This window comes from Shewanella metallivivens, assembly GCF_028750675.1.
GTDB lineage: Bacteria > Pseudomonadota > Gammaproteobacteria > Enterobacterales > Shewanellaceae > Shewanella > Shewanella metallivivens.
On sequence record NZ_JAQQPZ010000002.1, the window covers coordinates 480,113 to 503,431 of the forward strand.

Annotated in this window: 25 protein-coding genes; 11 read left to right on the forward strand and 14 right to left on the reverse strand. The window is 40.2% G+C overall.

Annotated elements, in window-relative coordinates; genetic code table 11:
• Positions 1-249: 249 nt before the first annotated feature.
• Positions 250-1,611, reverse strand: coding sequence for an MATE family efflux transporter (locus PQR79_RS04965; RefSeq protein ID WP_238103761.1), 1,362 nt, complete (start codon positions 1,609-1,611; stop codon positions 250-252).
• A 26-nt stretch (positions 1,612-1,637) separates the two neighbouring features.
• Between PQR79_RS04965 and PQR79_RS04970 the strand changes: the two genes are divergently transcribed.
• The gene (locus PQR79_RS04970; protein WP_238103760.1) at positions 1,638-2,258 is read left to right on the forward strand and encodes a riboflavin synthase subunit alpha; all 621 of its coding nucleotides are present in this window, start codon (positions 1,638-1,640) and stop codon (positions 2,256-2,258) included.
• Positions 2,259-2,338: 80 nt separating this feature from the next.
• Here PQR79_RS04970 and PQR79_RS04975 read toward each other — a convergent pair whose 3' ends face one another.
• Positions 2,339-2,539, reverse strand: a complete 201-nt coding sequence (locus PQR79_RS04975) for a CPXCG motif-containing cysteine-rich protein (RefSeq protein ID WP_238103758.1) — start codon at positions 2,537-2,539, stop codon at positions 2,339-2,341.
• A gap of 503 nt (positions 2,540-3,042) precedes the next feature.
• On the opposite strand from PQR79_RS04975, the gene thrS reads away from it, so the two are divergent.
• From thrS to PQR79_RS05000, 5 genes are all read left to right on the forward strand, one after another.
• A complete protein-coding gene (thrS, locus tag PQR79_RS04980) occupies positions 3,043-4,971 on the forward strand; it encodes a threonine--tRNA ligase (RefSeq protein ID WP_238103756.1) in 1,929 nt (642 codons plus the stop codon).
• Positions 4,972-4,974: 3 nt separating this feature from the next.
• On the forward strand, positions 4,975-5,517 hold the full coding sequence (infC, locus tag PQR79_RS04985; RefSeq protein WP_261734785.1) for a translation initiation factor IF-3: 543 nt from the start codon (positions 4,975-4,977) through the stop codon (positions 5,515-5,517).
• A gap of 83 nt (positions 5,518-5,600) precedes the next feature.
• Complete coding sequence (gene rpmI, locus PQR79_RS04990) at positions 5,601-5,795, forward strand: 50S ribosomal protein L35 (RefSeq protein ID WP_011865828.1); 195 nt, start codon at positions 5,601-5,603, stop codon at positions 5,793-5,795.
• An 18-nt stretch (positions 5,796-5,813) separates the two neighbouring features.
• Positions 5,814-6,173 carry a 50S ribosomal protein L20 gene (rplT, locus tag PQR79_RS04995; RefSeq protein WP_011637486.1) on the forward strand — a complete coding sequence of 120 codons (360 nt, stop codon included), beginning with the start codon at positions 5,814-5,816 and terminating at the stop codon, positions 6,171-6,173.
• 243 nt (positions 6,174-6,416) lie between these two features.
• On the forward strand, positions 6,417-7,610 hold the full coding sequence (locus PQR79_RS05000; protein WP_238103755.1) for an amino acid aminotransferase: 1,194 nt from the start codon (positions 6,417-6,419) through the stop codon (positions 7,608-7,610).
• An 89-nt stretch (positions 7,611-7,699) separates the two neighbouring features.
• Here the strand turns inward: PQR79_RS05000 and yvcK are convergent, their stop codons facing one another.
• Positions 7,700-8,641: a uridine diphosphate-N-acetylglucosamine-binding protein YvcK gene (yvcK, locus tag PQR79_RS05005; RefSeq protein ID WP_238103754.1), complete on the reverse strand. Its 942-nt coding sequence runs from the start codon at positions 8,639-8,641 to the stop codon at positions 7,700-7,702.
• A gap of 248 nt (positions 8,642-8,889) precedes the next feature.
• Between yvcK and PQR79_RS05010 the strand changes: the two genes are divergently transcribed.
• Together PQR79_RS05010 and PQR79_RS05015 are read left to right on the forward strand one after the other, a co-directional pair.
• Positions 8,890-9,708 carry a glucosaminidase domain-containing protein gene (locus PQR79_RS05010; protein ID WP_238103753.1) on the forward strand — a complete coding sequence of 273 codons (819 nt, stop codon included), beginning with the start codon at positions 8,890-8,892 and terminating at the stop codon, positions 9,706-9,708.
• Positions 9,701-10,342: a DUF2987 domain-containing protein gene (locus PQR79_RS05015; protein ID WP_238103752.1), complete on the forward strand. Its 642-nt coding sequence runs from the start codon at positions 9,701-9,703 to the stop codon at positions 10,340-10,342. The genes PQR79_RS05010 and PQR79_RS05015 overlap by 8 nt, the downstream gene beginning before the upstream one ends.
• Positions 10,343-10,416: 74 nt before the next feature.
• On the opposite strand, the gene ttcA is transcribed toward PQR79_RS05015, so the two are convergent.
• From ttcA to ccoN, 11 genes are all read right to left on the reverse strand, one after another.
• Positions 10,417-11,361 (reverse strand): tRNA 2-thiocytidine(32) synthetase TtcA, encoded by a 945-nt coding sequence (ttcA, locus tag PQR79_RS05020; RefSeq protein WP_238103751.1) that lies wholly within the window; start codon positions 11,359-11,361, stop codon positions 10,417-10,419.
• A gap of 88 nt (positions 11,362-11,449) precedes the next feature.
• Positions 11,450-12,379: a universal stress protein UspE gene (gene uspE, locus PQR79_RS05025; protein WP_238103750.1), complete on the reverse strand. Its 930-nt coding sequence runs from the start codon at positions 12,377-12,379 to the stop codon at positions 11,450-11,452.
• A 97-nt stretch (positions 12,380-12,476) separates the two neighbouring features.
• Positions 12,477-13,229, reverse strand: coding sequence for an electron transport transcriptional regulator EtrA (gene etrA, locus PQR79_RS05030; protein WP_238103749.1), 753 nt, complete (start codon positions 13,227-13,229; stop codon positions 12,477-12,479).
• A 55-nt stretch (positions 13,230-13,284) separates the two neighbouring features.
• On the reverse strand, positions 13,285-13,974 hold the full coding sequence (locus tag PQR79_RS05035) for a sulfite exporter TauE/SafE family protein (RefSeq protein WP_238103748.1): 690 nt from the start codon (positions 13,972-13,974) through the stop codon (positions 13,285-13,287).
• Positions 13,975-13,979: 5 nt separating this feature from the next.
• Positions 13,980-14,168: a cbb3-type cytochrome oxidase assembly protein CcoS gene (ccoS, locus tag PQR79_RS05040; RefSeq protein WP_238103747.1), complete on the reverse strand. Its 189-nt coding sequence runs from the start codon at positions 14,166-14,168 to the stop codon at positions 13,980-13,982.
• Positions 14,165-16,558, reverse strand: coding sequence for a heavy metal translocating P-type ATPase (locus PQR79_RS05045; protein WP_238103745.1), 2,394 nt, complete (start codon positions 16,556-16,558; stop codon positions 14,165-14,167). The genes ccoS and PQR79_RS05045 overlap by 4 nt, the downstream gene beginning before the upstream one ends.
• A gap of 3 nt (positions 16,559-16,561) precedes the next feature.
• Positions 16,562-17,041, reverse strand: coding sequence for a FixH family protein (locus PQR79_RS05050; RefSeq protein ID WP_238103743.1), 480 nt, complete (start codon positions 17,039-17,041; stop codon positions 16,562-16,564).
• 114 nt (positions 17,042-17,155) lie between these two features.
• Positions 17,156-18,124 (reverse strand): cytochrome-c oxidase, cbb3-type subunit III, encoded by a 969-nt coding sequence (gene ccoP / locus PQR79_RS05055; RefSeq protein WP_238104178.1) that lies wholly within the window; start codon positions 18,122-18,124, stop codon positions 17,156-17,158.
• A gap of 5 nt (positions 18,125-18,129) precedes the next feature.
• Entirely contained in the window at positions 18,130-18,306 is a 177-nt protein-coding gene (locus PQR79_RS05060) for a cbb3-type cytochrome oxidase subunit 3 (RefSeq protein ID WP_188921498.1), read from the reverse strand.
• 9 nt (positions 18,307-18,315) lie between these two features.
• The gene (gene ccoO / locus PQR79_RS05065; protein WP_238103741.1) at positions 18,316-18,942 is read right to left on the reverse strand and encodes a cytochrome-c oxidase, cbb3-type subunit II; all 627 of its coding nucleotides are present in this window, start codon (positions 18,940-18,942) and stop codon (positions 18,316-18,318) included.
• Between the two features lie 12 nt (positions 18,943-18,954).
• Positions 18,955-20,382 (reverse strand): cytochrome-c oxidase, cbb3-type subunit I, encoded by a 1,428-nt coding sequence (gene ccoN, locus PQR79_RS05070; protein WP_238103740.1) that lies wholly within the window; start codon positions 20,380-20,382, stop codon positions 18,955-18,957.
• Positions 20,383-20,651: 269 nt separating this feature from the next.
• Here ccoN and PQR79_RS05075 point away from each other — a divergent pair, with 269 nt between their 5' ends.
• From PQR79_RS05075 to PQR79_RS05085, 3 genes are all read left to right on the forward strand, one after another.
• Entirely contained in the window at positions 20,652-21,104 is a 453-nt protein-coding gene (locus PQR79_RS05075; RefSeq protein ID WP_238103739.1) for a hypothetical protein, read from the forward strand.
• Positions 21,105-21,425: 321 nt separating this feature from the next.
• Positions 21,426-21,677 carry a hypothetical protein gene (locus PQR79_RS05080; protein WP_274408398.1) on the forward strand — a complete coding sequence of 84 codons (252 nt, stop codon included), beginning with the start codon at positions 21,426-21,428 and terminating at the stop codon, positions 21,675-21,677.
• Between the two features lie 102 nt (positions 21,678-21,779).
• Complete coding sequence (locus PQR79_RS05085) at positions 21,780-23,078, forward strand: tyrosine-type recombinase/integrase (protein WP_238103738.1); 1,299 nt, start codon at positions 21,780-21,782, stop codon at positions 23,076-23,078.
• Positions 23,079-23,319 lie beyond the last annotated feature (241 nt).

The following is a 23,319-nucleotide window of genomic DNA, read 5'->3' on the forward strand; positions in this document are numbered from 1 at the left end:
GAATACCGACCCCTACCACAGCTTATCAAATGAGTAGGTAGTGCTACTCTTTTTTACCAGCTGAGCTACGGGTGTAATGCTTAACATCAACATAGATTATGTTTTGTTTCAAAGCGGTCGCTATAGTAAGTGGGATAGGTGGTTGCTTGCAAGCAAAAAAAGCATTTTTATGACTAAATGGTGATTTGCTGTGCAACTTGATTCAAGGTTAAGCAATCTGTTAGCAATATACCTTGTAAAACAGCCACATTAACCCTTTAATTGAAATTTAATACCATGCTTTTGAATATACTTTAATCGAATAGCAAACAGTATAGCTGCGACAGTTAATCCAGCGATGAGCCCAATCCAAAACCCTTTAGCACCTAATGGATCACCGAATAAGTTGGTATAACCTAATAAATACCCCGCAGTCATACCTATACCCCAATATGAAAAAAGCGTGATGTAAAATGCGCTACGGGTGTCTTTATAACCTCGTAATGCACCAGCTGCAACAACTTGGACCGAGTCTGATATTTGATAAAAAGCAGCTAACATCATTAAGCTGCCTGCAAGTTTAACCACTTCAGGGTTGTCGTTATAGAGTAGAGCGATTTCGTGTCTAAAGGTAACCGTTAAGAATGCTGTACAAACCGCTAATACTAACGATAGTCCCAATCCTACTTTTGATACTAATGCAGCAACCTCTGGTTGATCGCGGCCAAGGTAGTAACCAATACGAATTGAAACCGCTATACCAATAGATAACGGCAACATAAAGACGATGGAGGAAAAGTTAAGGGCAATTTGATGACTCGCCACCACGGTAGCACCTAACGGTGCTAAAAATAATGCGATGATGGCAAATAAACTGACCTCAAAAAATATTGACAGCGCAATTGGCATACCTAATTTTATCATTGACCACATACTGGATAAATGTGGACGGTAGAATTGACTAAATGGCTTAAGTTCTTTAAATGTCTTATCGACTAACATATAGACAATCATTGCGAATAACATTGCCCAAAATACAATTGCTGTAGCTACGCCGCATCCCGCGCCCCCCATTGCTGGGATCCCAAATCCGCCATAAATAAAGACATAGTTAGCAGGAATATTAACGGCTAAACCAATAAACCCAATTACCATTGTAGGCATGGTGTATGAAATCCCCTCACTACAGCCCCGCAAAACCTGGTAAAGAACAAAGGCTGGAGCACCCCACAATATTGCGTCGATATAACCCACGGTGAGAGATTGTAACTGCGGCTCTAAATCCATTAAGTCGAGTAAATAAGTAGAAGATGAGAGAAAGATCATCACCCCAATCGCACCAATTATGGCAATATAGCTGGCTTGAAAAAGTAATGAAGGAATGACTTGTTGGTTATTTGCACCATGATGCTGTGAAAACACCGGTGTAAACGACATCAATAACCCTTGAACAAATAATATAGCAGGTAACCATAAACTAGTACCTACAGCCACAGCGGCCATATCAACGGCACTAACACGACCCGCCATAACGGTATCAATAAACCCCATCATGGTTTGTGTCACTTGTGCAATAAGTACCGGAAGCGCTAATTTTATTAAGCGCTTAATTTGAAAACCTGTATTATTCATTAAAAAGCCTATAACGGAACAAAAATATGTTTACTGGTATCGTACAAGCCACTTGCGAAGTGGTTTCTATTCAAAAGCAAGCGGGTCTTAAAACATTTGAAGTCAAGATGACACCAGAATTGACACAGGGATTAGTGACGGGAGCAAGTGTTGCTAATAATGGCGTTTGCCTGACCGTCACCAAGGTGCTAAATGATAAAGTTTTCTTTGATGTAATGGAAGAAACATTAACGTTAACCAATCTTGGCAAAATTAGTGTTGGCGATGCGGTAAACATTGAACGTTCATTAACATTTGGTACTGAAATCGGTGGTCATATTCTATCTGGACATGTCCATACTCAAGCCACTGTAAAAACAGTCAGTCATACGGCCGAGCATTACAATATTGAATTAAACGTCGACCCTCGATGGATGAATTACATTTTTTATAAAGGCTTTGTCGGTATCAACGGCTGTAGTTTGACAGTAGGTAAGGTCAGTGAAGATGGCTTTATACTGCATTTAATTCCTGAAACATTAAAGTTAACTAACTTAAGCCATTACAAAGCCGGTGATAAAATCAATATTGAAATCGACAGTCAAACACAAGTTATCGTTGACACTGTAGAGCGCATACTGGCGAAAAAACAGTTACTCAATAACTAGTGCTTATTGAATAAACGGTTTGTATAGTGATTAACGCCTTTATTTTTTCAATAATGGCGTTAATTTTTCAAGAAGGTCACCTAATAGATTTGCTCATCATCAGAGTCGACATGCAGCTCAATCATCCGGCGATTATCATCTAAATGCATGCGAATATGGATGGGATTACAGCAGATTCTGCAATCATCATAATATTCTTGATCACCCGCGCTAGCATCTATGGTTACATGCTGATTATGCCCACAGTGAGGGCAACTAATTGTGCGTGATAATAATCTCATATAACTATCTCCCACAGAGGTATCGATAATCACATTATAGTGAGGATTTTGGAATGTGGATCGACCATAAGGTTGATTTGCTATGAGGTGAAATAAATGGGTTTAATTATTTATTTTTTTCAAAAAATAACATGAACACCTTTAAAGCAAAGGGTTTTGACATCAAATTATTTCAATCAATACCGTGATGTTGTCAGCTTGCTACCCAGTTTATCGTTTCGCTGCAGTCTAATTATCTGTAAATTATTGAATTTTTTTATGGCTTATTTTGGGGAGTTATTGACAAAAGAACTTCTTTTTAATCTTTTGTTATAAATATATTCCATATTGACCTTTGTATGGTTGCGCCACAAAGCGCTTATCACATAGAATAACCGCCTACGTTTCTGGGTAACTAAGACTCCTGTACTGTCTTGATTTCATTAACGTGTCATTCGTTCAACTGAACATACTTTATTACCATGTGGCCCTACGTGTGGGTCACCACTGGACAAGGACATTTCATGCCTATTATTACATTGCCTGATGGCAGCAAACGTGAGTTTGCCAATCCTGTATCAACTCTTGATGTTGCACTCGATATCGGTCCTGGTTTAGCCAAGGCTTGTATTGCTGGCCGTGTTAACGGTGAGCTTAAAGATGCAACAGACTTAATCACAGCAGATTCAGAGTTAGCTATCATTACGGCTAAAGACGACGAGGGTGTTGAAATCCTTCGCCATTCTTGTGCGCATTTATTAGGTCACGCGATCAAACAAATGTGGCCTGAAACAAAAATGGCTATTGGCCCTGTTATCGACAACGGTTTTTACTACGATATCGATTTAGAACACAAGTTAACTCAAGAAGATATTGAAGCGCTTGAAAAGCGTATGCAACAGTTAGCTAAGACCAACTACGACGTGATAAAAAAAGTCGTATCTTGGCAACAAGCGCGTGATGCATTCAGTGAGCGCGGTGAAGAATACAAAATCGCCATTTTAGACGAAAATATCAGTAAAGATGCTACCCCTGCATTATATCATCACGAAGAATATGTGGATATGTGCCGCGGACCGCACGTACCAAACATGCGTTTTTGCCAACACTTTAAATTAATGAGTGTAGCCGGCGCATATTGGCGTGGTAATTCTGATAACAAAATGCTGCAACGTATATACGGAACAGCATGGGCAGACAAAAAAGCACTCAAAACACACTTAGTGCGTTTAGAAGAAGCGGCAAAACGTGACCATCGTAAAATTGGTAAGCAACTTGACTTATATCATATGCAAGAAGAAGCACCTGGCATGGTGTTTTGGCATAACGATGGCTGGAGCTTATTCCTAGAGCTTGAAAAGTTTATCCGTCAAAAGCTAGGTCAATACACTTATCAAGAAGTGAAAGGCCCATTAATGATGGATCGTTCTTTATGGGAACGCTCAGGCCATTGGGACAAATACGCAGAAGCGATGTTCACAACAAGCAGTGAAAGTCGCGAATATGCGATTAAACCAATGAATTGCCCAGGCCACGTCCAGATATTTAACCAAGGATTAAAGTCTTACCGTGATTTACCATTACGTATGGCTGAATTTGGTTGTTGTCACCGTAATGAACCATCTGGTTCATTGCACGGTTTAATGCGCGTGCGCGGATTTACTCAAGATGATGCACACGTATTTTGTACTGATGACCAAGTACAGCAAGAGGTCAGTGCCTGTATTCAAATGGTATATGACACTTATGCTACGTTTGGTTTTGAAAACATCGTTGTAAAATTATCAACACGTCCAGAAAAGCGAATTGGTGATGATGCAATGTGGGACCGTGCAGAAGAAGCACTTAAGCAAGCATTAGCCGCAAATAATATCGAATTTGAGATATTACCAGGCGAAGGCGCGTTTTATGGCCCAAAAATCGAATTTACCTTACATGACTGTTTAGATCGTGCATGGCAGTGTGGTACAGTACAACTCGATTACGCATTACCTTCGCGTTTAGGTGCAACTTATGTTGCTGAAGACAACAGTCGCCAGACGCCAGTAATGATCCATCGTGCTATTTTAGGCTCGTTAGAACGCTTCTTAGGCATTTTGATAGAAGAATACGCAGGTAAATTCCCAACTTGGCTTGCTCCTATGCAAGTCGTTGTGATGAATATTACCGATAAACAAGCTGATTATGTTGAAGATATTGTAAAATTCTTCAAAGATCAGGGTATTCGAGCATCTTTTGACTTGAGGAATGAGAAAATAGGCTTTAAAATACGCGAACACACACTAAGACGTGTGCCTTATTTGTTGGTCGTTGGTGATCAAGAAATGGAAAATAAGGAAGTCGCGGTGCGTACACGTGATGGTATTGATTTAGGCAAGTTAAAATTAGAAGATTTCGCCTCGATGATACGTCAACAAATTTCGCTCCGTAGTCTCAAATTGTTGGAGGAATAGGTCATAAAGATCAAAAGAACAGCAGGGCGACAGCCAGCCCCTAATAGAATCAATGATGAAATCACTGGTGTACCTGAAGTCCGCTTATCGGGCTTGGACGGTGAAGCAATTGGTATCGTTAGCATTAAAGAAGCTCAGAGTATTGCAGATGAAGCAGGTGTTGATCTCGTAGAGATTAGCCCTAATGCTGAGCCTCCTGTCTGTCGCATAATGGACTACGGTAAGTTCCTTTTTGATAAAGCGAAAGCTCAAAAAGAACAAAAGAAGAAGCAGAAACAGGTTCAGGTTAAGGAAATAAAATTCCGTCCTGGCACTGATGAAAACGACTATCAGGTAAAACTACGCAACCTGATTCGTTTTCTAGAAGATGGGGACAAAGCGAAGATTACGCTGCGTTTCCGTGGTCGCGAAATGGCACACCAAAACCTAGGTATGGATCTTTTGAACCGTATCAAGGCTGATTTGGAAGAGTATGCGGTTGTCGAATCTTTCCCGAAAATGGAAGGTCGTCAAGCAATTATGGTGCTAGCACCTAAAAAGAAATAGTAGGGCAACCTAAAAGTAGCAAAAGTCTCTTGAGGCTTTTGCTCGCCTTACGTTTATTAACGTCCCAATGCGGAGTTTTAGAAATGCCTAAAATGAAAACAGACAAGGGTGTACAAAAGCGTTTTAAGAAAACCGCTAATGGTTTCAAGCGCAAACAAGCACACTTACGTCACATTTTGACCAAGAAGAGCACTAAGCGTAAGCGTCACTTACGTGCTAAATGTTTAGTTGCTAAGTCTGATGTGCCAGCCATTGCACGTCAACTACCATACGCTTAATTAAAGGAGAGATAAACAATGCCTAGAGTTAAGCGTGGTGTAACCGCTCGTGCTCGTCACAAGAAAGTACTTAAACTAGCTAAAGGTTATTATGGCGCTCGTAGCCGTACTTACCGTGTTGCTGTTCAAGCAGTAACTAAAGCTGGTCAATATGCTTACCGTGACCGTCGTCAGAAAAAACGTCAATTCCGTCAATTATGGATTGCACGTATTAATGCGGCTTCACGTCAAAATGGTCTGTCTTACAGCCGTTTCATCAACGGTCTGAAAAAGGCGTCTATCGAAATCGATCGTAAGATTTTGGCTGACATCGCTGTATTCGACAAAGTTGTATTTGCAACTTTAGTTGAAAAAGCAAAAGAAGCATTAACTAAGTAATTAGTGAAACGCTTTAGAAAAAGGAACCTTAGGGTTCCTTTTTTTATATTACCATTTCACTTGTTTATCGTCCTCGTCATTCCTCAATCATCACTCCAGCCCCCAAAGCAGCGTCAATATTGCAGATATTTAAATCGATTACGTGATTTTGTCTCAACAATCAAAAAACTCACTACTCAGCTTGCCCATAGAGTGGTATAACTAAGCAAAATTCGTCTCATCACCTTACTTAGGATAGTTGTAATGATCTTTTCTCAAGTCACTCTTGCTCCAGCAGACCCCATTTTAGGCTTAACAGATGCGTTTAAAGCCGATACTCGTGCTCATAAAGTCAATTTAGGCGTAGGTATTTACAAAGATGAAGCAGGGCAAACCCCTGTGTTATCGTCAGTTAAAAAAGCAGAAGCTATTCTACTTGAGACAGAAAAGAGCAAAAACTACCTAGGTATTGAAGGCGTTCAAGCATATAACCAAGTTGTTCAAGGTTTATTGTTTGGTGAAGACAGTAAAATCATTACCGATAAACGTGCAGCAACTGCACAAGCACCAGGCGGTACAGGTGCATTGCGTGTCGCCTCTGAATTTTTAGTGCGTAACACTCAATCAACTACCATTTGGGTGAGCAATCCAACTTGGGCTAATCATAATAATATTTTTGAAACCGCTGGCTTAACAGTTAAAGAATACCGTTATTATAAAGCTGAAACCCATGATATGGATTTTGAAGCCATGTTAGCGGATCTTGAACAAGCTCAAGCAGGTGATGTCGTTCTCCTTCACGGATGCTGCCATAATCCTACCGGTATTGATTTATCGTTAGCGCAATGGCAACAAGTGGCCCAAGTGTGTTTGGCTAAAGAGCTATTGCCATTATTTGACTTTGCTTATCAAGGCTTTGGTGCTGGTATTGATGAAGATGCTCAAGGTCTACGTGCAGTTGCTGCCGTGGTGCCTGAACTGTTAATTGCTAACTCATTTTCAAAAAACTTCGGTTTATACAATGAACGTATTGGCGCAGTGACTGTAGTAGCAGAAGATGCAGAATCCGCTACAAACAGTTTTAGTCAAATCAAAAAGACCATTCGTGCAAACTACTCTAATCCTCCTGCACATGGCGGTTTAATTGTCAGCACTATTTTGTCTGATGCAACATTACGTCAAGAGTGGGAGGCTGAATTGACTGAAATGCGTCAACGTATTGCAGAAATGCGTACGTTGTTTGTCGATAGTTTAAAAGCTGAAGGTGTAGAGCAAGACTTTAGCTTTATTTCACGCCAAAACGGTATGTTTAGTTTTTCAGGACTGAACAAACAGCAAGTTGCACGCTTAAAAGATGAGTTTGCAATTTATATCGTTGGTTCGGGCCGTATTAGCGTTGCTGGCTTAACTAAAAACAACATGCCAGCAGTATGTAAGGCCATCGCACAAGTACTGTAATATTGATGTGTTGACAAGCTCAACGCTCGATCTAAAAAGGCTGCTACTGCAGCCTTTTTTATTGTAGTCACACTCAATGTCGCATCAAACTAACTGCATTTGGGCAAATGTAACTGTGCTAATTGAAACTGGCAAACCTGTTCAATGGCGTCCGCTAATGCTTGTTTGTCGTGTAAACCTGGATGATGATCGCTAATAAGTGGAAATTGGTTAAACCTAACATCATGGCTGTAATGACTTGCGAGTTGAACCTTGATGCCATGTTGAATAACATCAGCGATAACATTTTTACCGATAACTTGGTTCAACCACACAATTTTATCTTCAATACTAAACGTACTGGCGGGAGAATATTCTGCGGTTAAATTATCAATTAAAATGACATGAGCATGGGCATTTCGAAGGCTATTAGCAATTTCAGGGAGTAATAATGGTGGCATGATGCTGGTTAAAAAACTACCAGGACCAAGAATGATTAATTGTGCTTGTTCAATGGCTGAGCAGGCTTCTGACGTTGCTTGAACTTGTGGCTCAAGCGTTAAAGCTATTGGGGCTTCTTTCATACCATCAACATTTAACTCTCCAAACACTCTATTACCGCAATGGCTAAGTGCGACTAGGTGAGTTGATGCTTCTGACATCGGAATAATTGAGGTTTCAATTTTTAACAGGCCGCGGATTAAATTAACAGCTTCAAGCGGACGCACACACAATTGGTCTAAAGCATGTAACACCACATTGCCAAGGTTATGTCCGGATAATTCATTGTTACCGGTAAAACGATGATCAAACAACATGCTACCTAATGATGGCCTATGAGCGAGGTGAGATAGGCAATTACGTAAATCCCCCCAAGCAATAGTTTGTTGATCTTGTCTGAGCCTGCCGGTTGACCCCCCATTATCTGTGGTTGCAACAATACCGGTTAACCGCGGGCCAAGCGAAGACAACGAAGCTAGTATTCGGCCTAAACCATGCCCGCCGCCAATGGCTACCACATGATTAATGTGCATTAATTTTTGATTCAACATGGGCTATCTCTCAAATCCTTGAGGTGTTGAATGGAAGATGCCATACCTATTATCAATAAGACTCTTTTACGTCGCTCAATTTTACCTGTTCCATGTCATTAATGTGTAATTAATTTTATGGATTCGTGACCCTTAAGTTATTCTATTCAATACCCTAAGGGCAATCCATTAGGGAATACTGCAATATCAGCTATTTATGGTTATAATCACATAGTTTTTTTAATGTTTTAGGTAATAGGTAGGTCAATTTGAAGATAGGCAATATTGGTCAAATTACATTTTCGTTAGGGTTAGCGATTTTTGCGTTATTGGCAATCAGATTATTTGTTATCCCACAAACACCACAAAACCCTGAAAAAAACATACTCGGTCAACTGCAAAATATTGACTTAGGAAAAATGCCAGACTTTACTGAAATCAATGACATACCAACTAAAAAGCTAACTTTCTTCAATTATTTACGGCCAGCGATTGAAGCGCAAAATCAAATCATCATACATGACCGTCAATTTGTTTTAGCAATACTTGAACAAATCGATAATGGTATTGGATTAAGTTCTGCAGATGAACAACGCTTACAATCCATTCTTGATAAATACCAATATGATGTAAAATCTTTTACACGCAAAACATTGAATCCTATACTCAAACGCATTGATATTATTCCGGTTAACATGGTGCTAGTGCAAGCGGCTAATGAAAGTGGTTGGGGCAGCTCACGCTTTGCCACTGAAGGATTTAATTTTTTTGGTCAATGGTGCTTTACGGAAGGTTGTGGTTTGGTACCAAACTCGCGCGATCAAGGTAAAACTCATGAGGTCGCAGTATTCGACTCGCCAAAAGACTCAATTATTGCCTATATGATTAACCTAAACACCCATTCTGCATATCGTCTCTTTCGCTCTATTAGGGCGGATTTAAGGGAGCAAAAAATCAAACCGACAGCAGAAAAGTTAGTGTTCGGTTTGGTTAATTATTCAGAACGCAAACACGAATACATCGATGAACTTCTTGAAATGTTAAAACATAACAAACCATACCTAACAGGAACTAAAGCCAATGCGTAGTCGTCCGCTTATTAACGGATTTATTTTTCTTTCATCTATATTGATCATCAGCAACAGTATGGCCGACACTGTTTCTTTAGAATATGTCGGTTTTTACGATCGTTTAAAGCAAGTCAATAAACAGAATTACCAACTTGTTGAGCTTACTTTTAGTGTTCCTATCACTTCAGATTGCACCATAAAGTCTGGCAGTATCACCACCGAAAATGCCACTTACCCTCTGACTTATAGTAAGCAACAACGACTGTTTATTCCGTTTGATGCACAATTAAAGTCTGATCGTGGTTTAGTTAATATTGAAGTCGCTGGCGATGCAAGCCAATGTGCAATTGCAATGCAGGTTCGCGCTCGTGATACTCAACAACACTATACACAAGCACAATTGTTAGCGCTAAATACTGATATGAATCGGTTGTTAGACGGATTGCAAGGCTTTCCAATGAAGTATTTTAGAAAGCCTATTGATGGTATCAATTTTGATTTTGCAAATGAAAATGTCACCGTGAGTATAGATGGCAAAGAGCAGCAGATGACAAATAAATTTACGCTCGAGCTTGCACAAATTAACCAGTTAACGCAATTAAGTTTTACTGCCAAGCCTAGTGTGGTTAGCCCATTAGTGTTGAACAAATAACAGTAAATAAAAGATGTTATTCATAAAAAAATGGCGTTGCAATTGCAACGCCATTTTTATATCAACAGCTTTGATTATGGTTTAAATGTTGCCACAACATCAATTCGGTTACCTACATCTAAATTAATATGGCCATTATTATTGATATCAACGAAATCAAATGCAGGTAAATCAGCATCAGCCACGTCACCATGATTAACGGCATCAGGGTTACGCATGAGTGAGATAAAATCAAATTGCTCACGGTCAACACCTTGAGAAGGTGCAGTATTTTGCATTGCTGTAAAAATAGTTTCTAAACGACCAGGTGCTTGTTTATCCCAAAGCTTAAGCATGTTTTTAATTTCTCCACGCTTAAGGTTTTCTTGTGAACCACATAAGTTACACGGAATGATAGGAAACTCTTTCAACACAGAATAAGCTTCAATGTCTTTTTCACGGCAATAAGCTAATGGACGGATCACCATATTAGCACCGTCATCAGACAGTAATTTAGGTGGCATCGCTTTGAGTTTGCCACCATAAAACATGTTCAAAAACAGGGTTTCAATAATGTCATCGCGATGATGCCCTAAGGCGATTTTGGTTGCACCAATGTGCTGTGCAAAACCATATAAGGTTCCACGGCGTAATCGTGAACATAATGCACAGGTGGTTTTACCTTCAGGCACTTTTTCTTTAACGATAGAGTAGGTGTCTTTTTCGAGGATATGATATGCCACGCCTAACTTATCTAAGTAAGCAGGTAACACATCTTCAGGAAAGCCAGGTTGTTTTTGGTCTAGGTTAACTGCAACGATTTCAAATTTAATTGGAGCACGTTGTTGAAGGTTCATTAAAATATCTAGCATAGTGTAACTGTCTTTACCGCCAGACAAGCAACACATGACGCGATCGCCATCTTCAATCATGTTGTAATCAGCAATCGCTGAACCCACTTCACGTCTCAAACGCTTTTGCAGTTTATTCATGCGAGTAATATTTTTTTTAACGAGTGTTTCGACTTCAACGTCAGACATAAAATGCGCCCAGTAACCAAGTGTTTCAGGGCGCGTATTATTCCAGTAATCGAGGGCAGGGTAAAGAGTTTACCTTACTCTATATCGACTATTCTTCTAAAGGAGATTTATATCCGTTAGGTTTAATCGCTAATAAGTCGCAATTAATACTATCGATGACATGCTCAGCCGTATTACCTATCAATGCAGCTGAAAAACCAGTACGACCGACAGTACCAAGGACCACAAGTTCTGCGTCTAATTTACTGGCCAGCTCAGGAATAACATCTTCAGGTAAACCTTCTTCCACATGGCAATTTTCTAGTGGAATGTTATACGCCTGAGCAAGGTACTGCACGCGTTGCTCATGCTGCATTCTCACGGTATTGTTATAGATGTTGGCATCAAAGTCAGGCAGTTCAATTGCTAAATTGACTGGCGTGCCGGGATAACCATTCACTAGATGAACGCTAGCGGAGAACTTTTTAGCTAAATCAAGGGCGTGGGAAATGATTTTGCCATTTAACGTTTGATGATCATCATCTTCGCTGACCACATTTACCGCACAAACAATTTTACCCGCTACTGGCCAATCATGTTCTTTAACCATTAATACAGGTACTGGCGATTTACGCATTAAATGCCAATCAGTAGGCGTGAATATTACGGCTTTAAGTTTGTCATGTTGATGGGTGCTTTTGACGATTAAATCAAAGCCGCCATTGATAGCAAAATTAATCACACTTTCAAAAGGACGGTTATGCCAAACCACTTCGGTGTTTATGGTGAGCTTTTTATTGCTAAACCCACTAATGGCACTCTCTAACCAAGCGATACGTTGATCAATAACGCCCTGGCGCATCGCTTCACGTTCTTGGCTAGACAGAATTGAGGTCATTTCATAAGAGAAATCGAAAATGGATAAAAATGCTGTGATTTCAGCATTACTTTTAGAGGCCAGTTCCACTGCACGTGCTAATGCAGGTTGATGATCAGTCGTTGGATTAATCACCACTAAAATCTTTTTATAATCCTTCATATAACCTCCAAAGCTGTTGAATTTATTTTATTTTAACTAAATACAGTATTACCGTTTCCTAATAAATAAACCATGAGGTAGATCATACAAATTCATTTTAAGTTGCAATACGAGAGCTGCCTGCCAATTGAGCAAGTGCGTCGTTGTCGACAATACTGATGTATTTGCCATTGACTTCTATCAAGCCAGCTTTTTGAAAACGTCCGAGTAAACGGCTGATTGTTTCGACAGTCAGACCGAGATAGTTACCAATGTCACCGCGTGTCATGGTTAATCTAAATTCTTTATTTGAAAACCCACGGCTGCCAAATCGCTTGGCAAGATTACTGATAAATGCCGCAAGACGTTCTTCAGCGTTCTTTTTCGAAAGCAATAGAATCATCTCTTGATCGCTCATGATTTCACTGCTCATTAAGCGCATAATTTGTTGACGTAATTTAGGCATGGTACCGGCGAGGGTATCGAGAGTATCAAATGGGATTTCACATACCATTGATGTTTCGAGCGCTTGAGCAAAACTTTGATGCAGTTGAGCATGTATACCATCAAACCCAATAACGTCGCCAGCAAGATGAAAACCTGTAATTTGTTCATCACCTTGCTCTGTAATAGTATAGCTTTTAATGGTCCCTGAGCGGATTGCGTACAGGGATTTTAAACCATCACCTGATTTAAAGATGAGATCACCTTTTTGAATGGGCTTTTTACGCTCAATAATATTATCTAGTTTATCAAGCTCATCATTATTCAACGTAAAAGGAATACATAAAGATTCCATACTGCAATCGTGGCAATGAATTGCACAACCGCTGGTTGATGGTCGACGAGCTTTATTTAGATCTGAAGTCATACCCAATCTCAGTTGATGTAAACATTAACATAATAAACCAAATTGTTATTACTAACTAGTTTAGCTGGCTAAAAGCAATATAAAGTGTTTGTAAACCAAAGAGCACTAACAATAAGCCACTCAACAGTCTAACCGCTTTCTTTTGTACCCAATTAGCGAGTGTTTTAGCCGCTACGCCAGCTGCGAGTAAAGCAGGCAATGTGCCAAGGCCAAAGGCAAACATAATCAGACCACCTTGAAGTGCGCTGCCAGAAGCAACTGACCATGTTAAGGTACTGTAAACTAAGCCGCAGGGTAACCAACCCCATACCATTCCTGCCAAAAGTGCTTGTCGAGGGTGCTTAATGGGTAACACTTTATGCGTTAAAGGCTGTAAATAGCGCCATAAAATTTTGCCTAATCGTTCAATATGAACAATACCAGACCAAATTTGCGCAATGTATAGTCCGGTACATATCATCATGATCCCGGCAAAAATTCGCAATACTAATAAATAGGTATCTGCATCAAATAAGTGACCTAGCGCAGATGCACTCGCACCCACAAACGCACCGGCAAGGGTATAGCTTGTAATTCGGCCAAGGTTGTAACTAAGCAAAAAGGTTAATTGGTTGGCTAATTGATTTGTGCCACGATTAGGGATATTAGCTGAAAAAGCACCAATCAGGCCGCCGCACATCCCAAAACAATGGGCTGCACCCATGAGCCCAACTAAAAAAGCACCACCAACATTATATTCAATCATAACGATTACTCAGTTTTTGTTGGCTTTTTGTCTGCATTAGCAGATGGTGTTATTTGCTCATCATCAAATAAAATTGACACACTTTGACGGTCTAAATCGTCAAATTGTTCAGATTTAACCGCCCAAAAAAAGATAGCAACAGCAATAAGCACAAACAACATTGCTATAGGGATTAATACATAGATGATACTCATAGCTTTATCCTAAGTAGCCTTAAACTGTTAGACACAACAATCAGTGAGCTAACAGACATACCAATAGCGGCGAGATAGGGAGCAACATGGCCCGTTACCGCTAAAGGTAAAATAATCACGTTATAGGCAAACGCCCATAATAAATTTTGATGAATAATTCGTTGTGCTTGTTTAGCTACTGTAATCGCATCGTTAAAACGTGACAAGTGATCGCCAAGCAATATCAGATCTGCACTGTTTTTAGCAATAGCACTGCCACTGCCCATCGCGACAGACAGGTTAGCTCCTGCTAAAACAGGCGCGTCATTAATACCATCACCAAACATAGCCACTTTTTTAGTTTGTTGTAATTGATTTATTAATGACAGTTTACCTTGAGGTGACAATCCAGCGTGAACATCTGTAATCCCTAAGGTTTTGGCTAAATACTCTACATGACCAGAATTGTCACCACTGGCAATACTTAAGTCGATTTTAGCTTGAGTTAATTTGTCGACTGTATGTTTACTGTCTACGCGTAATTGGTCGAGCAACTCAATAGTGGCAACTAACTGATTGTCTATCGACATGTAAATCAACTGAGAATGCTGCACATTGAGATCAGATAAAGACGCGTGGGGTATTACAAATGCATGTTTACCTATCCTAACACGTTGATTGTCTACACAAGCGGCAATGCCCAAACCGACATGGTGTTCAATGTCGGTCACATTAAAGCGATTATCAAAGTAAGGTGCAAATGCTTGAGCAATTGGATGCAATGAACCTTGTTCAATAGCCGCAGCAAGCGCAAGAATGTACTCAGGTTGACAATCATTTTCTAGGATGACTTCACCAATCGACAATTGTCCGCAAGTTAAGGTGCCGGTTTTATCAAACACGACATGATTAATTTGTGTCAGTTTTTCAAATACACCAGCTTTGCGAGTAATGATACCTAATTGGGTAAAAATAGCCGTTGCGCAGGTAACGGCAGTAGGTGTTGCTAATGCAAGTGCACAAGGGCAGGTTGCCACTAAAACCGATAAGGTAACCCAAAATGCATCTTCGGGAGATATAAAATGCCAAACAATATAAGTAACTAATGCTATTGATAAAATTGTTGCAGAAAAATACCTCGCCAGTCTGTCGGCAACCAATGCAATAGCAGGCTTATTATTAGACGCGAGCTCTTGTAAACGGATAATTTCAGCAACAAGTTGATCTTGCCCTAAAGCCGACACCTTAACTTGTAAAGGCTGTTCAACATTGATGGTACCAGCATAAACCGGGTCATTTAATTGTTTGGTTATTGGCATTTGCTCACCAGTGAGCATAGCTTCATTGGCACTCGACTGACCAGAAACAACAACGGCATCAGCAGCAATGACCTCACCAGGTTTAACTAAAATCACATCACCAACACGAAGTTGTTTTGCCGCGATTTCAGTCGTTTGACCGTTTTGAATTAAGTGAGCCGTCAGCGGAATAAGTTTATGTAAATTACTCGAGTTAATAGAGGCTTTTTGTCGTGCAGTTTGCTCAAAATAACGCCCAAGCAATAAGAAAAAGGTAAACATGGATACCGATTCAAAGTACACCTCACCATTACCTTGTACCGTGGCAATACAACTGGCAATAAACGCACCGCCAATGGCAATCGAGACCGACACATCCATATTGAGCTTGCCACTGAGTAAACTTCGCAGCGCACTAAAATAAAATGGTTGTGCAGAGTACAGCACAACTGGTGCGGCAAAAATTAAACTGACCCAGCGGAAATAATCCCTAAATTCAACGTCTAAATCTGTAAAGTAGCCAGTGTATAAGGCAAGGGCGAACATCATCACTTGCATGGTTGCAAAGCCGGCTAAACCTAAACGCAGTAAAAACTTACGACTGTCAGCTTTAGACTGTTTTTCTTGTTCATCAACTTGGTAAGGCGCCGCTTGATAACCAATTTGGCTAATAAGCTGTAAAATCTCACTTAACTGAATAGTCTTATTGTTCCAACTCACTAATGCTCGCTGAGTCGTTGAGTTAACCTGGACGTTGTTGACACCGGCAACGGGTTTTAATTTGTGTTCAATTAACCAAGCACATGCCGCGCAGGTTATGCCGTCAATCGATAATGACGTTGAGTCAATATCGCCTTGTTTATGTACAAAGTCTTGTTGCACTTCAGGGAGGTCATAGGCACTGTATTGCGTTAATTGCTCTGGCACTAATGCAGTTTGTCGATTACCCGGTTCACTGCGAAATTGATAATAACTACTTAAGCCTGCATCCATAATCGCTTGCGATACAGCTTGGCAACCCGGGCAACACATAGGCTGTGCTTGCCCGTTGATGACTGTAGTAAATTGCGTTCCGGTCGTAACGGGTTCATTACAATGAAAACAGAGTGTCATGGATTAGTTCAGCCAATATTCAACGTCATCTTTAATATCGATACGTTGTTGAATACGCCATTTACCGTCAAAACCTTCAATACGCACTTCCCAAGGGCCGCTAATGGCCTCCGTTAACGGAATGCGATAAACATAATTGGCATCGGCTGTTGCCTGGATATTAAAATCTTTTTCTTCAATGGTAGGGTGATAAAACTTTACGTTTAATGCAGCACGATATTCTGGGCCACCTTGTTGGGTGATCAATAGGGATTCATCAGTCACTTTAATTAAGAATTTCATGCCAATTTGTTGTGCGTATTTTATTTTACGCAGGTCCATATTGATGCCTTTGCCTTCTTTATAGTATTCATCTGCCACCAATGAGTCAGAATTATCTAACGCAATTTTTAATGTGGTTAAGCTGGCAATCACTGCACACATTGGTAAAACGATTAAAAACCAAGGCCAAAACTGTTTATACCAAGGGACTTGCTTAGACATAATTCTTCCTAAAAACCTATTAAATTAACCGCACTATTTTAACGCGTAACGGCTTAATAATCACTTAAAAAAAAGGCCTCGATTAAATCGAGGCCTTTTTATCAGTATTGTTAACTATTTGTTTGATAAGCTATAAACATAAGCTGCAATCACATGGACTTTCTCTTCACCGAGAATGTCTTTCCAAGCCGGCATGACACCCGCACGGCCATTAACAATCGATTCAGAAATGACGCCACGACTACCGCCATATAACCACACGTTATCTGTTAGGTTAGGGGCACCCATGAACTTGTTCCCTTTTGCATCCATACCATGACATGCAAAACAACCTTTCATAAATGAACCTTGACCTTGTGCAGCTAATGCTTCGTCGTGCTCACCACCAGACAGTTTAATGACGTATTCAGCTAGACCTTTAATCTCGCTGTCTTCGATAGGTAAACCACCTTTAGGCGGCATCATACCGTTACGACCATTCATTAACGTGGTTTTAATTGTGGCTAAATCACCACCATATAACCAATCGTCATCAGTTAGGTTAGGGAAGCCTTTTGAGCCACGAGCATCAGAACCATGACATTGAGCGCAGTTTTGTAAAAACAAACGGCCACCCACTTTCAATGCTTCTTCGTCCTTAACTAACTCTTCTAGCGGCGTGGCGAGATAAGCAGCAAAAATAGGACCATATTTTTCGTCAGCTTGCGCGACTTCGCGGTCATATTGTGACAAACGATTTTCTGCCTTGGCTGCTTCAAGTGCTGCAGCTGAGTCAGCTTTAAGACCTTGTTCAGTACCAATGCTTTGGTTAGAACTTGTCCAACCAAACAAACCTTTGTAGTTACCAAGGCCTGGGTATAGAGCTAAATAGATCACACCGAACACGATAGTAAGGTAGAACATATAAGCCCACCACTTTGGTAGTGGGTTGTTTAGTTCTTCAATTCCATCAAACTCGTGGCCCATTGATTTACCTTCTTCAACACCGGTGTAGTTTTTATTCACCACTTTTAGAAGGATAAAACAACCAACAATGACCACAATAGTCAGTACAGAAATCCAAATGCTCCAGAAGTTACTCATAATCATTACTTCTGCTCTCCTGAGTCTTTAGACATTTTTGCCAGTTCATCATCTGAAAATACTAAGTTAGCCGCTTCGTCAAATTTAGACTTGCTGTGCTTACTGTATGCCCAGTAAAAAATGCCGACAAAAGTCACCATTACAATAATGGTTAAAATGCCTTGAAAAGTACCGTAATCCATTATTGCCTCCTACTTGAGTGCGTGACCCAAAGATTGCAAATACGCGATTAGTGCTTGTAATTCAGTTTTGCCTTCAACCGCTTTTTGAGCGCCAGCAATTTCTTCGTCGGTGTAAAGATCACCACCTTTATAACCGCCTTTGTGCAGGTTACGTAGGATAGACATCTTCTCACCAGTTAAATTGCCGTCTAGCGTGTTTTCAGCTAACCAAGGGAAAGCAGGCATGTTTGATTGTGGTACCACATCACGTGGATTGATTAAATGCACTTCATGCCATTTATCGCTGTAGCGACCACCCACACGAGCAAGATCGGGGCCCGTACGCTTAGAACCCCATTGGAAAGGGTGGTCCCAAACTGATTCACCGGCAACAGAGTAATGACCATAACGTTCAGTTTCTGCACGTAATGGACGGATCATCTGGCTGTGACAGTTATAACAACCTTCACGCACATAGATATCACGACCTTCAATCTGCAGCGCAGTGTAAGGTATTAACCCTTCAACGGCTTGAGTGGTGTCTTTTTGGAAAATCAGCGGCGTAATTTGCACCAAACCACCAAAGCTAATGGCAATCACAGTGAAAATAGCAAGCAGACCCACATTCTTTTCAATTAATTCATGATTAAATTTCATCGAATCTGCTCCTTAAGCTTCTGCTAACGCTGGTAATGATTCTTTAGGTGCTTTAACAGTGCGTAGCACGTTATAAGCCATAATCAACATACCGGTTAAGAAGAAACAACCACCAAGAAAGCGCACAAAGTAGAATGGGTATGAAGCTTCTAAACTCTCAACAAAACTGTACGTTAACGTACCGTCAGAGTTTACTGCACGCCACATAAGACCTTGCATAACACCAGAAATCCACATACTAACGATGTATAAAACAGTACCGATAGTAGCCAACCAGAAGTGGACATTCACTAGCGAAGTGCTATACATACGACCATGGCCAAATAACACAGGCACTAGGTGATATAGCGAACCAATTGACACCATTGCAACCCAGCCTAGCGCGCCAGAGTGAACGTGACCAACGGTCCAGTCAGTGTAATGAGATAACGCATTTACCGTTTTGATTGCCATCATTGGGCCTTCGAAGGTAGACATACCATAGAAAGACAATGAAACAACTAAGAAACGCAATACTGGGTCTGTACGTAGCTTATGCCAAGCACCAGATAAAGTCATAATACCGTTAATCATACCGCCCCAAGATGGCGCGAATAAGATTAATGACATCACCATGCCTAAAGACTGAGTCCAGTCAGGTAGGGCAGTGTAATGTAAGTGGTGAGGACCAGCCCAAATATATAACGCAATCAATGCCCAAAAGTGAACAATCGATAAACGATAAGAATAAACAGGACGTCCAGCTTGCTTAGGTACGAAGTAATACATCATCCCTAAGAAACCAGCAGTCAGTAAGAAGCCTACAGCATTATGACCGTACCACCACTGTACCATTGCATCGACCGCACCAGAGTACAGCGAGTAAGACTTAAACAGACTTACAGGTACTGCCATTGAGTTAACAATGTGCAATACAGCTACAGTGATAATAAAGGCACCAAAGAACCAGTTTGCCACATAAATATGTGACGTAGTTCGTTTAGCGATTGTGCCAAAGAAAACGATTGCATAGCTGACCCAAATTACCGCAATCGCGATATCAATTGGCCACTCTAATTCTGCGTACTCTTTACCTTGGGTGTATCCCATTGGTAAAGTGATTGCAGCGGCAATAATAACGGCCTGCCAACCCCAAAACGTAAATGCGGCTAATTTAGGCGCAAATAGACGGATTTGACAAGTGCGTTGCACAACATAGTAGGATGTAGCGAAAAGGGCTGATGTTCCGAACGCGAAAATCACCGCATTGGTATGTAAAGGTCGTAAACGACTAAACGTTAACCAAGGTGTTTCAAAGTTCAGTTGTGGCCAGATTAACTGAGCCGCAATCAATACACCGACTGCCATACCAACGATTCCCCACAAAACTGTGGTGAGTGCGAATTGGCGAACAATAGTGTAGTTGTAATCAGCGCCTGTAGACTGGGAATGGTTCATCATAATGCTTCCACGGCTTATTACTTTTACTTTTAATATTTAGTAAAGCGAGCTTTACCAGTTAAGTTGACAAATGGTTACAAAACGAACCGCTATGGTTATTTTTACAACAGTTTGTCAAGGTGTTACCTCGTTTTTGTTGTCTCTATCACGAGGCGATGTAATGATACTTGAGCTGAGTCAAAAAAGATACTTCGCAACTTGACTCAAATTTGATCTAGATCAATATCTGCCAGTTAAAATGTTCAATTTATCACTAAAGGTTAATCACAGTGCCTAAAATAAACAAAATAGTTTCAGTTGTATTTTTCTTAATGTTTTTAATAGCATGTGATAATAAAAAAATAAATCAACATTCTGAATTTCCATTTGACACAACACTGTGTCAATTTTCAGCAGGTGAATGTTATAAAAAAGTTGCTGATTTAACTGTCGGTTTGATGATCGATCCAGTGCACACTCCAAGTGAAAAACCACTTAATCTTACGCTCAAATTTAATCAAGCGATCACTAATATTTCAATAAGAATAGAAGGGCGCGATATGTTTATGGGAGTAATACCTGTGACATTATCTGCAATAGAAAACAATCAAGCACACGGCACACTTATATTTGGCTCTTGCAGCAGTGGTTACATGGTATGGCGTGTGTTTGTCAGTTTTGACTACCAAGGGCAGCGACGTACACTTATCTATGACTTTTTAGCAGATAATCCACAGAGTTAACATGTTCATAATAATGCATATATAAAGTAGTAGGGCACAAGACGATATGTCATTAAAACGACTACACATTATTTGATGGCAATAATTTTGAATAATAGCGGTTATATTATCGTCAATCACATGGCCTAATACACAACCTTATATACAGCATTTTTTAATTGCCTTAGCTTAGCGTTAAACCAGGTGCATCTATTGTTACAATATCTTCAGCTAGGTGAGTGGTTTAAGTCACAAAAACAAGCACGGCATAACAATCTAATTGATAATCATTCTCAACAATGTATTATGAGATATAAGATACAATTTGAATGAGAAGGCGATATGTCTAGAGTCAATGTAACAATCGACACTGCCAAACTGGCTCAATTAATAAAAGCAGGTCATTTGTGTGCTGCTGATTTACAGTGTTTAGACAGAGACAGCAAACAAACCTTGTGGCAATTATGCTTATGGAGTTGCCAGCACAGAGTGGGATGTCAAAATAGCCAATGTCAGCAATCATGTAGTAAAAACAGCAATCAACCAAACTCAACCAAAATGCCGATTACAATAATAGACTATCTAGAGTCATAAATGTCGAATCAATTAATGCCGATAAATAACGTTATCGGCATTAGCGATAAAACGCTATAATAGCTATTAAAACAATAACCTAATCTCTACTATGTATTCACTATGACAACTGAGCTATTGCCTCCAGTATTACCACTTTTTGACGCTGCAGATTTTATATTGCAAGGTAATCCCACTATAAATCAGTATTTAACGCGTATTTCTATCAATAAAGTGACAGATGCAGGCCTAATTATTGAACACTGTGCAGACTGGTTATTTGAGCAGAAGCAATCAGAAAACAACTACAAAGCATACCGAAGCGAACTCACCACGTTTTTACATTGGTGCTTTGACGTAGTCGCTCTATCGCCAATAGCCGTTACACGTAAAGACATCGCTAAATACATTGATTACTGCCAGTCGCCACCAAACCATTTGATTGGGTACTTTAATGTTGCACAATTTAAACTCGACAAAGCGAGTGGAGAACGGCAACCAAATCCCCAATGGCGGCCGTTTATTGGTAAAAAACAGTTCGGTAAATGTCTGCCATATCAATTAAGTGATAATGCACTTAAAACCAAAATAGCCGTTTTATCATCATTTTACGGGTACTTAATTAGTGAAGAATACACAGAGCGCAACCCAGCACAGCTTTGGTTAAAGCACAGTAGATTTGCCATTAAACGTAAATTCACCCTAGAGGAAGACTGTAATCACCATGCATTTACCGAGTTACAATGGTCTTATGTTGTCAGTACCGTAAAGCATTTATCGCAAACACAACCAGAGCAACATCAGCGCAGTTTATTTTTAATTACACTGTTATATAGCTGCTATTTACGCATATCTGAAATCAGTGCGCGTGCAGGCTATGCACCCATAATGAGTCAGTTTCGGCAAGATCCACATTCCAGAGTGTGGTATTTTCATGTGCCATATTCTAAAAGTGGCAAAGCACGTAACATTGCCATATCCAAAGTATTATTAAGCAGCTTAATCGAATACCGACGATACCTGGGTTTAAGTGATTTACCAGACATCAACGATCAACACCCAATATTTGTTCGCCATAAAGCCGCTGCACATGGCCGAGAATCCGGAGTGATTAACGCCAATCTAGGCATAAGACAGATCCGAGATGAAATCGATAAATTAATTAATCTTGCTGCAGACAATGCTGCCAAAGATGGATTTGAACACGACAGTCGTTTAATGAGACAACTCAGTGCGCATAATATTCGTCACACAGGGATCACGCACGACATTAATATCAACCGCCGGCCGTTATCACACGTTCAGGCCGATGCAGGCCATGAAAGTATCGACACCACATCTCAGTATTTGCACACCACACAAACAGAACGCCACCAAAGTGCGGCAAATAAACCTTTAAATCATCTTGCTGAGATTGAATAATTGGCTGGTATGAGTGGTAAAAAAGAAAAGCATGCAATGTAAGCACGATTTTAAACGGTAATTTAGGCATAAAAATGCCATCCATAAACCATGGGACGACATAAATACAGCCACTATGACGGTAAGGTATAAACCGCATATACCTGTAAATTTAACATAAACCCAAATATGCGCACAATGTATATTATGTTAAATAGAGTTTATATGTTTTTGTAATCATCCCTTGTTGTGTGGCTTCTCA